We start from the raw sequence: 13,265 nt of genomic DNA on the forward strand, positions 1-13,265 counted from the left end.
CATGGAAACAACTGTAAGAAAACAAAAGAAAAATGTAGAAACGAAGAAACCATCAATTTACTCTTTACAACTTCATGAAATGCAAGATTGGTTAAAGGAACAAGGAGAACCGAAGTTCCGCGCTGGACAAATTTTTGACTGGCTATATAAAAAACGTGTAAAAAATTATGAGGATATGTCAAACCTTTCTAAAGGATTGCGTGATAAATTGTCGAATTCCTTTGATATTACTACTTTAAACACGTTAGTAAAACAAACGTCTTCAGATGGAACGATTAAATTCTTATTCCAATTATATGACGGATATTCTATTGAAACGGTATTAATGCGACATGAATATGGAAATTCCATTTGTGTAACAACGCAAGTTGGTTGTCGTATTGGATGTACGTTCTGTGCTTCGACACTTGGTGGACTAAAACGAAACCTAGAAGCTGGAGAAATCGTAGCGCAAGTAGTAGAAGTTCAGCGTGCGCTTGATGAAACAGAAGAACGTGTAAGTTCTCTTGTTGTTATGGGAATTGGAGAACCATTTGATAACTACGATAATTTAATGGGATTCTTACGCATCACTAACCATGAAAAAGGACTTCATATTGGTGCTAGACATATGACTGTTTCGACGAGTGGAATTATCCCGAAAATTTATAAGTTTGCTGAAGAAGAACTACAAATTAATTTTGCGATTTCATTGCATGCTCCAAACTCAGAATTACGTTCAAAATTAATGCCGATTAACCGTGCTTATAAATTACCGGATTTAATGGAAGCTATTAAATACTATGTAAATAGAACAGGGCGCCGTATTACTTTTGAATATGGATTATTTGGAGGAGAAAATGACCAAGTTGAGCACGCTGAAGAGCTTGCTGCGCTCTTAAAAGGTGTAAAATGTCATGTGAACTTAATCCCGGTAAACTACGTACCTGAACGTGATTATGTACGTACACCACGTGAGCAAATTTTCTTGTTCGAGAAAACGTTAAAAGATCGTGGAGTGAATGTAACGATTCGCCGTGAACAAGGTCATGATATTGACGCAGCCTGCGGTCAGTTGCGTGCGAAGGAGCGCAAAGAAGAGACGAGGTGACGAGATGAAAGCCGTATTTCTATCGGATAAAGGAAAAGTTCGTCAACATAATGAAGATAGTGCAGGAGTTTTTCACAATTTAGATGGAAATGTTTTAGCGGTAGTAGCAGATGGAATGGGAGGTCATCGAGCTGGTGATGTAGCTAGCTCGATGGCCATTCAATTATTCCATGATTATTGGAAGCAAACGCATAATATGAATGAACCGAAAAAAGTAGAACAATGGTTACATACTAGTGTTGGGATTATTAATGAGCGCATATATGAATACGCTCAGCAAAATGTAGAATGTAATGGTATGGGAACAACGCTTATAATAGCTGTTTGTACACCAAGTTTTGTGACGATAGGGCATATAGGAGATAGTCGTTGCTATATGGTATCAGAAGGAGAAATGACGCTTGTAACGGAAGATCATTCGCTTGTAAATGAGCTTGTGAGACATGGTGAAATTTCAAAGGAAGATGCAGAGTATCATCCGAAAAAGAATGTGTTATTAAGAGCGTTAGGAACAGAAGAAAAAGTTGGATTAGATGTTAAAACGTTGGTGCTTGAGGAAGATGATCAATTACTTCTTTGCTCTGATGGGTTATCAAACAAAGTTTCTATTGATGATATGCAACAAATTTTACAGTTAAATGAACAGCTTGAAGGTAAAGGGCAGCGTCTCATTCAATTGGCGAATGATCGCGGTGGAGAAGATAATATCACACTTGTTCTTATTGATTATGCGGGTTCGACAAACGAAAGTAGGTGAAGTGCAACGTGCTGATTGGAAAACGCTTAAATGACCGTTATAAGCTGCTGAAAATGATTGGTGGTGGCGGAATGGCCAATGTATATTTAGCTCATGATGATATACTTGGCCGAGATGTAGCGGTAAAAATATTAAGACTCGACTACTCAAATAACGAAGAGTTTATTAAACGTTTCCATCGAGAAGCGCAGTCTGTTACAACGTTGTCGCATCCAAATATTGTGAATATGTATGATGTCGGAGAAGAAGATGGTATATATTATCTTGTCATGGAATATGTACCCGGGCAAACATTGAAGCAATACATAATTGAGCGAGGTATGTTACCTATAGGAGAAGCTCTTGATATTATGGAGCAGTTAACATCCGCCATGGCACACGCCCATCATTTTGAAATTGTGCATCGTGATATAAAGCCGCACAATATTTTAATTCGAGCTGATGGAATAATAAAAGTAACAGATTTTGGAATTGCGACAGCTACAAGTGCAACAACAATTACACATACAAATTCAGTACTGGGTTCAGTCCATTATTTATCACCAGAACAGGCACGTGGCGGGATAGCAAATAAACAATCGGATATTTATTCTCTTGGAATAGTTATGTTTGAATTGTTAACAGGAAGACAACCGTTTTCTGGCGAATCTGCTGTTGCTATAGCTTTAAAACATTTACAAAGTGAAATCCCATCACCAAAAAGATGGAATGAAAATATTCCGCAAAGTGTTGAAAATATTATATTAAAGGCAACTGCAAAAGATCCTTTCCATCGATATCAATCTGCCAATGCTATGAAGCGAGATATTGAAACTGCGCTATATCCAGAGAGGATAAATGAGCAACCATTTTACATACCAGAAGATATGGAAGCGACGAAAGCGATTCCGATTATTCAACAAGAACAATTATTTGAAAATGTAAGTGATGAAACGATTGTTTTAAAAGGGAGTAAAGTGGAAGAACCGATAAGAGCAGAAGCAGCTGAGTTAGATAAGAAGAAAAAACGGAGTAACAAGTGGCTTAAAGTTTTAATTTCAACATTTTTATTTTTAGCAATAGGAATAACATTAGCGCTTACGGTTATTCCAGGATTATTTATTCCGAAAGATGTGAAAGTTCCTGATGTGGCTGGTATGAAATACACGACAGCTGTAAATACGTTAGTAGAAAAGGGCTTTGAGGTGACGGAGCCTAATATTGTATATACAGATGATATTGAAGTTGGGGATGTAATAAAAACGGAACCTGTAGCAGGAAGAGTCGTAAAAGAAAACGCTAAAATTACTATCTATCAATCAGGTGGAAAAAAGAAAAGTAAGATGGCGAATTTCACAGGGCAAAACTTTGAGAGTGTAAAAGCTGAGTTAGAAGAAAAATATAAACAAGTTACAGTAAATTATATTGAAAATGATAAGCCGAAAGGTGAAATTGTAGAGCAAATTCCGACGCCTGATCAAATGGTTATAGAAGCGGAGCAAGAACTGAAAATCTGGGTAAGTAAAGGTCCTTATCAAATTAGACCAGGTGACTTTTCGGGGTGGACTGAAAATAGTGTAACTGGTTATTTGAATGAGAGAAAACTAACGTCAGATATAAAACGAGAGTATTCAGATTCAGTCGAAAAAGGACTTGTAATTTCGCAATTTCCAAAACCAGGTACACCATTAAAAGAGGGAGATAAAGTAACTATTATTATCTCTGATGGTCAAAAGCCTAAAGTGACTAAAACGGTAAAAGTGGACAATATCTCTATCCCATATGAGCTTGCTGTAACAGGTGAAAAAAAGCCGCAAACAATAGAAATTTATAAAGAAGACATGCAGCAAAAAATGGATAGACCGGTTGAAACGAGAACAATTACTGAATCAGCGACTATTTCTTTAGAATTTGTAATTCAAGAAGGTTCAAAGGGACACTATAAAATTGTACGAGATGGAGTAACGATTATTGATAAAGAAGTACCATATCCAACTCAATAATAGTGAAAGTCTACTTATTATTATTATTATTATTATTATTATTATTATTATTATTATTATTATTATTGCCTGTTATGCTGTCTACAAAGTGGACGGTATAGCAGGCAAAAATATATGATTCAAAAAGCTAGTAAAGTGATGCAGCTGTAAATATTTTTTTGCATTTAATGGGAAATTTAATGTATATTAGCGAAAGTATATATGGTAGGCTTTGAAATCGTTATTTGGAAAATTTAAATCCATTCATTTTTAAATTCAGCATCACCTTATACAAAAAAAGGAGAATTCTATGCCAGAAGGAAAAATTATAAAAGCTTTAAGTGGGTTTTATTACGTGCAGCATGAAGAAGGGGTTACGCAATGTCGTGGGCGAGGTGTATTTAGAAAAAATAAAATTACACCACTTGTAGGAGACCAAGTTGTTTTTCAGGCAGATAATCCAACTGAAGGTTATGTGCTTGAAGTGTTTGATCGAAAAAATGAACTTGTTAGACCTCCTATTGCTAATGTCGATCAAGCGATCCTTGTGTTCTCTGCAGTAGAACCAGATTTTAATCCTGGACTGTTAGATCGATTTTTAGTGCTGATTGAATATCATAACATTAAGCCGATTATTTGTATTAGCAAGATGGATTTAGTAGATGAAAAGATGAAAGCAACTGTTGAAGCTTATGCAAATGATTATCGTGAGATGGGTTATGATGTTTTATTTACTTCTATTAATACGTCAGAAAGTATTGATATATTAAAACCATACTTAGAAAATTGTGTTTCTGTCGTTGCGGGTCAATCTGGTGTTGGGAAATCTTCAATGCTTAATGTGCTACGTCCAGAATTAGAGCTGAAAACAAATGATATTTCCTCCCATTTAGGACGCGGGAAGCATACGACAAGACACGTAGAATTAATTGCAATTGGGAGTGGACTAGTAGCAGATACACCGGGTTTTAGTTCACTAGATTTCATTGATATAGAAGTAGAAGATCTTACATATTGTTTTCCAGAGTTGAAAGAAGCGAGCCAATACTGTAAATTTAGAGGGTGTACACATCTTTCTGAACCGAAATGTGCTGTGAAAGCTGCGGTTGAAGAAGGAAAGATTACAGAATATCGCTATAAGAACTATAAACAATTCGTAGAAGAAATTAGAGAGAGAAAGCCGAGGTATTAGTTATGATTAAAATTGCACCATCGATTTTATCAGCAGATTTTTCAAAATTAGGGGAAGAGATTAAAGATGTAGAAAAGGGCGGAGCGGATTACATTCACGTTGACGTAATGGATGGACATTTCGTACCAAATATTACGATTGGACCATTAATTGTAGAAGCTATCCGTCGAATTACATCATTACCATTAGATGTACATTTAATGATTGAAAATCCTGATAACTATATCCCGACTTTCGCACAAGCGGGAGCGGATATTATTACTGTTCACGTAGAGGCGTGTCCACATCTGCATCGTACAATTCAGTTAATTAAATCTCACGGTATTAAAGCGGGCGTTGTATTAAATCCACATACGCCAGTTTCAGTGATTGAGCATGTATTAGAAGATATAGATATGGTATTACTTATGACAGTAAACCCTGGATTTGGTGGACAGAAGTTTATCCATTCTGTATTACCGAAAATTAAACAAGTTGCAGACATGGTGAAAGAGCGCAATCTAGAAGTAGAAATTGAAGTTGATGGTGGTGTAAATGCTGAAACAGCAAGACTTTGTGTGGAAGCAGGAGCAAATGTACTTGTAGCTGGATCAGCAGTATACAATCAAAAAGACCGCGGTGAAGCAATCCGCGTAATTCGTGGGTAGTGATGAACTTTTATCCTAGTAAGGTATTCATAGGATAGGGTAAAAATATGTAAAAAGGCAATCTACCGAATGGCAGATTGCCTTTTTACAATGGAAGGGGAAGAAAAAATGATTATTCATATTTTGGCAGGAGGACCTTCGGAATATTGCGCAGATTTTGCTCGATATAAGAATGAGGAAGTAGTGTGGGCTGCGGTTGATAGGGGAGTATACCGTCTATTAAAGAAAGGGATTACCCCGGCTGTTGCGTTTGGAGATTACGATTCAGTTACTGAAGAAGAATTAGTATGGATGGGACAGCAAACGAACGAATTACATATTGTTCCGCGGGAAAAAGATCAAACGGATTTAGAAATTGCAATCAACTGGGCATTAGGACAGAAGCCGGCACTAATTCGTATTTTTGGTGCTACCGGTGGAAGACTTGATCACGGTTTGGCAAATATACAAATGCTTTTAAAAGGGTTAGAAGTAGAGATAGAAATGTGTATTGTGGACAATAAAAATGAAATAACAGTTAAAAAAGTGGGTACACATATAATTGAAGAAAATAAAAATTTTCCTTATGTATCTTTTGTACCAGTTACTGAAATAGTGGAAGGGATTACATTGTTTGGTTTTAAGTACCCTCTTACTAATAAAACAATAGAGTGGGGATCAACACTTTGTATTAGTAACGAACTCGTTGAGGAAAAAGGTACTTTTTCATTTACTTCTGGCATATTAATGTTGATAAGAAGCACTGATTGAAGAAACAATTTTGCTCCTTACATCATATAGTGACCAAGTGGAGTAATGGGGATTAGGAGGGAAACCATGAGATTTTATACAATTAAGTTACCTAAATTTCTTGGTGGAATTGTTCGTGCAATGTTAAATACCTTCAAAAAAGATTAAAAAAAGCACCTATCACCGGTGCTTTTTCCATTGTTATAGTAAAAAAAGAGCCTATCGGCTCTTTTTTTTATTATTAAACACGTTCGATTTTGCCAGATTTTAATGCTCTAGCAGAAACGTAAACACGTTGAACTTTTCCGTCGATGCGTACGCGAACTTTTTGAAGGTTAGCGCCCCACTTACGTTTTGTAGCGTTCATTGCGTGAGAACGAGAGTTACCAGAACGAGCTTTTCTTCCAGTAATAGCACAAACACGAGCCATTTATATTTCCCTCCCTTGATACCTTACCATACGTAATTTTTCAATGTTAGTCTTTTATGCGATGCTAAAAACACTACTATAATTTAACACAACTAAAAAGAGAATGCAACACCGTAGAAAAAAGAAATCAAGAAAATTTACTTGACACTATATGTCAATGAAGAAAAGTTAAAATCCATAAAAATTGCTTGACATATTATAGTGGTACATGTTGTATAATAACAATGGACTATTTTGCTCATCATAAAAAAGTGTAATTTAAAACATAAAATATGAGAGTGAAAAGAAAGAACGATGGAATTTTCTTTAAAAAGATTATATGATAGTAACTAAAGTAGTCTAGCTCACTTTCACCATTTATGAAGGGGGAAACGAGATGTCAATTGAAATTAAAACGAAGTACGGTCAAATTGATATTAGTACAGATGTAATTGCAACAATTGCTGGAGGTGCCGCGGTAGATTGCTACGGTATCGTAGGTATGGCATCAAAAAATCAGTTAAAAGATGGATTAACAGACATTTTACGAAAAGAAAACTTCACTAGAGGTGTTATTGTTCGTAAAGATGAAGATGAAGTACATATTGATATGTATATTATTGTGAGCTATGGTACGAAAATTTCAGAAGTGGCACATAATGTGCAGACGAAAGTGAAATATACATTAGATCAAACTGTAGGACTAGCAGTAGATTCTGTAAACATCTACGTACAAGGAGTTAAAGTAATAAACTTGTAATGTGCATTAAGGAGGAAAATCTGTGTCAATTCAAAAAATTGATGGAAAACGTTTATCACAAATGATCATGCAAGGAGCGAATAATTTAACAAATAATGTTCAGCTTGTTGATGCATTAAACGTATTTCCAGTTCCAGATGGCGATACCGGTACAAACATGAACTTATCTATGACTTCAGGTGCGCGTGAAGTGAAAGCAAATCCTTCACAGCATGCTGGTAAAGTCGGCGTAAGTTTAGCCAAAGGATTATTAATGGGAGCTCGTGGTAACTCTGGAGTTATTCTATCTCAGTTGTTCCGTGGTTTCTCTAAATCCATTGAACAAAAAGAAGAATTAACAACAGTTGATTTTGCTGCAGCACTAGAAGCTGGAGTAGAGGCGGCTTATAAAGCGGTTATGAAACCGATTGAAGGAACGATTTTAACGGTTGCAAGAGAAACGGGTAAATATGCAGTAACAGTTGCGAAAAAACAGCGCGACTTTGTTTTGTTTATGGAAGACGTTGTGAAAGAAGCAAACGCATCGTTAAATCGTACGCCAGATTTATTACCTGTATTAAAACAAGTTGGCGTTGTAGATAGCGGTGGTAAAGGTCTTGTAGTGGTATACGAAGGATTTTTAGCTGACTTAAAAGGAGAAACGATTTCTTCTGATGCACCGACGCAAACATCTATGAATGAGATGGTACGCGCAGAACATCACCGTAGTGTACAAAGCCAATTGAGTACAGAAGATATTAAGTATGGATATTGTACGGAGTTCATGGTGAAATTAGAGGCTGAAAAGGTGAAAGAGCATAATTTCTCTGAACAAAAATTCCGTGAAGATATTAGTGTATATGGTGATTCTCTACTAGTTGTGTCTGATGATGAAATTGTAAAAGTTCATATCCACGCAGAACATCCTGGAGACGCTATGAACTACGGGCAAAAATACGGTAGTTTAATTAAGATTAAAGTAGAAAATATGCGTGAACAGCATACTGCTTTATTAGATGAACCTGCTATGGTTCCTGAACAACCAGCTCAATCGAAAGAAAAACAACCATATGGTATCGTAACTGTGGCAATGGGGTCTGGTATTAAAACTTTATTTGAGAGCATCGGCGCAACGAAAGTTATCGAAGGTGGTCAAACGATGAATCCAAGTACGGAGGATATCGTGAAGGCAATTGAAGAAGCGAATGCTGAAAAAATCATTATTTTACCGAATAACGGAAATATTGTAATGGCAGCAGAACAAGCGGCATCAGTTGTAGATCAAGAAGTTATTGTTGTTCGTTCGAAAACAGTTCCTCAAGGTATGGCAGCAATGTTAGCATTTAACCCAGTTGGAACGTTAGAAGAGAATGAAGAAAACATGCAAGAAGCTTTATCTCATGTGAAAACAGGTCAAATTACGTATGCTGTACGTGATACGGAAATTGATGGTGTAGCAATTCAAAAAGATGACTTCATGTGTATTGCAGATGGAAAAATTGTATCTACAAATGCTGAAAAAGTAGGAGCTGCGAAGCAATTACTAGAAGCGCTTATTGATGAAGATTCTGAAATCGTAACGATTCTACAAGGTGAAGATGCAACTGACGAAGAAGTAGCGGAGTTAGTTGAATTTGTAGAAGAGAAATTTGAAGATGCAGAAGTAGAAGTGCATGCTGGAAACCAACCAGTGTATTCTTTCATCTTCTCTGTAGAATAAGATAAGATTCGTTTTGAAAATAAATGGATTACTTACTTGCTAATGGATAAGAAGTAGTAATATGAAGTTTATTACTAGTTTTTATTCAAAAGGCTAGCATATTGAAGAGAGAAAAGAGCCTTGCTGCTAATAGTGAGGCTCTTTTTTACTTGTTTTATATAAGGGATTTGAGTAGTTTCTCTTAGAATGCCTATGATAGAATATATAAGGTGAAAGAGAGCGATTACAGATGCTAATTGGTACTCAAATAAAATGCAATAAAGAAAATAATGTGACGGGGTGTGAGAATCTTGAATGATGTTGTACAAGTTCCTGTTACGGATGTAAAGGGGATCGGAGAAGAAACATCTGAGTTACTACATGAGATGGGGATTTATACAGTTTCTCATCTATTAGAACATTTTCCGTACCGTTATGAAGATTATGCGATGAAAGATCTTGCTGAAGTTAAGCATGATGAACGTGTAACGGTTGAAGGGAAGGTTCATAGTGCTCCTTTGCTGCAATATTATGGTAAGAAGAAATCGCGTCTAACAGTTCGTGTTCTCGTCGGTCGTTATTTAATTACGGCGGTATGTTTTAATAGGCCTTACTATAAGCAAAAATTAACGTTAGATGAAACGGTAACGATTACTGGTAAATGGGATCAACATCGTCAAACAATTGCTGTATCAGAACTTCATTTTGGGCCAGTTGTACGTCAACAAGAAGTGGAGCCTGTTTACTCAGTAAAGGGGAAACTTACAGTAAAACAGATGCGTCGTTTTATTGCTCAAGCGTTAAAAGAATATGGAGATTCTATAGTCGAAGTGTTACCGGATGGTTTGTTAGGCCGGTATAAATTATTACCAAGATATGAAGCACTTAAGGCTTTGCATTTTCCGGTAGGACAGGAGGATTTAAAGCAAGCGCGTCGCCGTTTTGTATATGAGGAATTTTTCTTATTTCAGCTGAAAATGCAAACACTGAGGAAAATGGAGAGGGAAAATTCAAAAGGGACGAAGAAAGAGATTCCGTCAGTAGAATTACAAGAATTTATCGATGCATTGCCGTTCCCGTTAACTGGTGCGCAGCGCCGAGTTGTAGATGAAATTTTAAAAGATATGACATCTCCTTATCGGATGAACCGACTATTACAAGGTGACGTTGGTTCTGGGAAAACAGTTGTTGCTGCGATTGGCCTTTATGCATCGAAATTAGCTCATTATCAAGGTGCTTTAATGGTTCCTACAGAAATTTTAGCTGAGCAACATTATCAGTCGCTTGCTGAAACGTTTTCGCATTTTGGTATGAAGGTGGAACTGCTAACAAGTTCTGTTAAAGGTGCAAGACGCCGAGAAATTTTAGCGAAGTTAGAACAAGGAGAAATAGATATTCTTGTTGGAACGCACGCTTTAATTCAAGATGAAGTTATATTTCATAGGTTGGGTCTCGTTATTACAGATGAACAGCATCGATTTGGTGTAGCGCAGCGCCGAGTTTTACGGGAGAAAGGTGAAAGTCCAGATGTATTATTTATGACAGCGACACCAATTCCGCGTACGCTTGCAATTACTGCATTTGGAGAGATGGATGTTTCGATAATCGATGAGATGCCAGCAGGTAGAAAGGTGATTGAAACATACTGGGCAAAACATGATATGTTAGATCGCGTCCTCGGTTTTGTTGAGAAGGAAATAAAAAAAGGAAGACAGGCATACGTTATTTGTCCTCTAATTGAAGAATCTGAGAAACTTGATGTGCAAAATGCTATCGACTTACATAGTATGCTGACGCATCATTACCAAGGGAAATGCCAAGTTGGATTGATGCATGGGAGATTATCGTCTCAGGAAAAAGAAGAGATAATGGGCCAGTTTAGTGAAAATAAAGTGCAAATTCTTGTATCGACAACAGTTGTTGAGGTGGGTGTGAACGTACCGAATGCGACTGTGATGGTTATTTATGATGCAGAACGTTTCGGTTTATCGCAGCTTCATCAGCTTAGAGGGCGTGTCGGGCGTGGTAGTGAACAATCATATTGTTTATTAATAGCAGACCCTAAATCAGAAACAGGAAAAGAAAGAATGCGCATAATGACTGAAACAAATGATGGATTTGTATTGTCAGAAAAAGATTTAGAATTACGAGGTCCTGGAGATTTCTTTGGGAGTAAGCAAAGTGGCTTACCAGAATTTAAGGTTGCTGACATGGTACACGATTATCGAGCGTTAGAAACAGCAAGGCAAGATGCGGCGATACTAGTAGATTCAGAAGCATTTTGGCACAATGATCAGTACGCTGCCTTGCGTACGTATCTTGATGGGACAGGTGTGTTCCAAGGAGAGAAGCTCGATTAAAGGGAGTCAACAAAAATTTTTGTTGCATTCTACTTTTAATGATTATATACTACTGTTAGTACCTAGTCATAAAAATGGATGGTGCGGTATGAAGAAAAGAAGAAGTAAAAAAGAAAGACAAGAATTATTACAACAAACAATCGAATCAAATCCTTTTATTACGGATGAAGATTTAGCGGAAAAATTTCAAGTGAGTATACAAACAGTACGACTGGATCGTATGGAATTGTCTATTCCTGAATTAAGAGAGAGAATTAAACATGTAGCTACAAAGCAACATGAAGAAGATGTGAAATCTTTACCGTTAGAAGAGGTTGTCGGAGAAATTATTGATATTGAATTAGATAGACATGCAATCTCTATCTTTGAAGTAAAGGTAGAACATGTATTTAAAAGAAATCAAATTGCCCGTGGGCATCATCTGTTTGCGCAAGCAAACTCACTAGCTGTTGCGGTTATTGATGAAGAATTAGCTTTAACTGCAAAGTCTACCATTCGATACATTCGCCCTGTAAAATTAGGAGAGCGTGTTGTTGCAAAAGCGCGCGTTGAAGATGTAGAGAATGATAAGGGACGGACGGTTGTCAAAGTGCGTAGCTTCGTTGGAGAAGAACTTGTTTTTACAGGCACTTTTGAAATGTATCGATCTAGTAATTATAGTGAGGAAGGTAACAACTTATGAAAATCGCAATAGATGCAATGGGCGGAGATCACGCTCCAAAGGCTGTAGTATTAGGGGCAATGAAAGCTATTAAGGAATATTCTGATTTACATATTACGTTAGTAGGGAAAGAAGAGGAAATTCGTCAATACTTAACGAGTGATGAACGAATTACTATTCTTCATACAGACGAAAAAATAGAATCAACGGAGGAACCAGTAAGAGCGGTTCGTCGAAAAAAACAAGCTTCAATGGTGCTTGCGGCACAACAAGTAAAGGATGGAGAAGCAGACGCTTGTATATCCGCAGGTAGTACAGGAGCTTTAATGGCAGCTGGATTATTTGTAGTCGGTCGTATGGAAGGAATTGAGCGACCAGCTTTATCGCCTACAATGCCAACTGTAGATGGAAAAGGTTTTGTTATGTTAGATGTTGGAGCAAATGTTGATGCAAAACCAATTCATTTATATCAATATGCAGTAATGGGATCTGTTTATGCTGAGAAGGTAAGAGGAATTGAAAATCTTCGCGTTGGACTATTAAACGTTGGAACAGAGGATGGAAAAGGAAACGAGCTTTCAAAGCAAGTATTTGCAATGCTTAAAGATGCGCCAATTAATTTCGTTGGGAACGTTGAATCAAGAGATTTATTGCAAGGTGTAGCAGATGTTGTTGTATGTGATGGTTTTACAGGGAATGTAGCGTTGAAATCATTAGAGGGAACAGCACTTGCGCTATTCTCTATGTTGAAAGAACAATTAATGAGTTCATTTACGAGCAAATTAGCAGCGGCGGTATTAAAGCCAAAACTTATGGTATTAAAAGATAAAATGGATTATTCGGAGTATGGAGGAGCTGCATTATTTGGATTGAAAGCACCTGTCATTAAGGCTCACGGTTCTTCTAATGACCAGTCGATATTTAGTGCGATTCGTCAAACGAGAGAAATGGTAGCGAAAGAAGTAATTCCTACGATTTCAAGCGTAATGGAGAAAGAGTCACTCCAATAAGAGGAGGATTT

13 protein-coding genes are annotated in these 13,265 nt (G+C 37.0%); 12 read left to right on the forward strand and 1 reads right to left on the reverse strand.

The features are described from left to right. Position 1 precedes the first annotated feature (1 nt). From rlmN to spoVM, 7 genes are all read left to right on the forward strand, one after another. Positions 2-1,090: a 23S rRNA (adenine(2503)-C(2))-methyltransferase RlmN gene (rlmN, locus tag ACQRBL_RS18555; protein WP_000450550.1), complete on the forward strand. Its 1,089-nt coding sequence runs from the start codon at positions 2-4 to the stop codon at positions 1,088-1,090. 4 nt (positions 1,091-1,094) lie between these two features. After that, a complete protein-coding gene (locus ACQRBL_RS18560) occupies positions 1,095-1,847 on the forward strand; it encodes a Stp1/IreP family PP2C-type Ser/Thr phosphatase (RefSeq protein ID WP_000648708.1) in 753 nt (250 codons plus the stop codon). Between the two features lie 8 nt (positions 1,848-1,855). Further along, entirely contained in the window at positions 1,856-3,829 is a 1,974-nt protein-coding gene (gene pknB, locus ACQRBL_RS18565) for a Stk1 family PASTA domain-containing Ser/Thr kinase (RefSeq protein WP_097920339.1), read from the forward strand. A 289-nt stretch (positions 3,830-4,118) separates the two neighbouring features. Beyond that, positions 4,119-5,000 carry a ribosome small subunit-dependent GTPase A gene (gene rsgA, locus ACQRBL_RS18570; RefSeq protein ID WP_001113932.1) on the forward strand — a complete coding sequence of 294 codons (882 nt, stop codon included), beginning with the start codon at positions 4,119-4,121 and terminating at the stop codon, positions 4,998-5,000. 2 nt (positions 5,001-5,002) lie between these two features. Continuing rightward, positions 5,003-5,647, forward strand: coding sequence for a ribulose-phosphate 3-epimerase (gene rpe / locus ACQRBL_RS18575; RefSeq protein WP_411995997.1), 645 nt, complete (start codon positions 5,003-5,005; stop codon positions 5,645-5,647). A gap of 69 nt (positions 5,648-5,716) precedes the next feature. Further along, complete coding sequence (locus tag ACQRBL_RS18580) at positions 5,717-6,397, forward strand: thiamine diphosphokinase (RefSeq protein ID WP_071729798.1); 681 nt, start codon at positions 5,717-5,719, stop codon at positions 6,395-6,397. A 66-nt stretch (positions 6,398-6,463) separates the two neighbouring features. After that, on the forward strand, positions 6,464-6,544 hold the full coding sequence (spoVM, locus tag ACQRBL_RS18585) for a stage V sporulation protein SpoVM (protein WP_001213599.1): 81 nt from the start codon (positions 6,464-6,466) through the stop codon (positions 6,542-6,544). Positions 6,545-6,617: 73 nt separating this feature from the next. Here spoVM and rpmB read toward each other — a convergent pair whose 3' ends face one another. Then, on the reverse strand, positions 6,618-6,806 hold the full coding sequence (gene rpmB, locus ACQRBL_RS18590) for a 50S ribosomal protein L28 (RefSeq protein ID WP_000124776.1): 189 nt from the start codon (positions 6,804-6,806) through the stop codon (positions 6,618-6,620). Between the two features lie 376 nt (positions 6,807-7,182). On the opposite strand from rpmB, the gene ACQRBL_RS18595 reads away from it, so the two are divergent. The 5 genes from ACQRBL_RS18595 (at position 7,183) to plsX (ending at position 13,254) form a co-directional block, all read left to right on the forward strand. Beyond that, the gene (locus ACQRBL_RS18595) at positions 7,183-7,545 is read left to right on the forward strand and encodes an Asp23/Gls24 family envelope stress response protein (RefSeq protein ID WP_000021109.1); all 363 of its coding nucleotides are present in this window, start codon (positions 7,183-7,185) and stop codon (positions 7,543-7,545) included. A 22-nt stretch (positions 7,546-7,567) separates the two neighbouring features. After that, positions 7,568-9,244: a DAK2 domain-containing protein gene (locus tag ACQRBL_RS18600; protein ID WP_000027131.1), complete on the forward strand. Its 1,677-nt coding sequence runs from the start codon at positions 7,568-7,570 to the stop codon at positions 9,242-9,244. A 290-nt stretch (positions 9,245-9,534) separates the two neighbouring features. Next, positions 9,535-11,583: an ATP-dependent DNA helicase RecG gene (gene recG, locus ACQRBL_RS18605; protein WP_071729800.1), complete on the forward strand. Its 2,049-nt coding sequence runs from the start codon at positions 9,535-9,537 to the stop codon at positions 11,581-11,583. 88 nt (positions 11,584-11,671) lie between these two features. Continuing rightward, positions 11,672-12,265, forward strand: coding sequence for a transcription factor FapR (fapR, locus tag ACQRBL_RS18610; RefSeq protein ID WP_000747349.1), 594 nt, complete (start codon positions 11,672-11,674; stop codon positions 12,263-12,265). Then, entirely contained in the window at positions 12,262-13,254 is a 993-nt protein-coding gene (gene plsX, locus ACQRBL_RS18615; RefSeq protein ID WP_411995998.1) for a phosphate acyltransferase PlsX, read from the forward strand. Before fapR ends, plsX begins: the two co-directional genes overlap by 4 nt. Positions 13,255-13,265 lie beyond the last annotated feature (11 nt).

Source organism: Bacillus sp. AF62 (assembly GCF_050312695.1).
GTDB lineage: Bacteria > Bacillota > Bacilli > Bacillales > Bacillaceae_G > Bacillus_A > Bacillus_A cereus.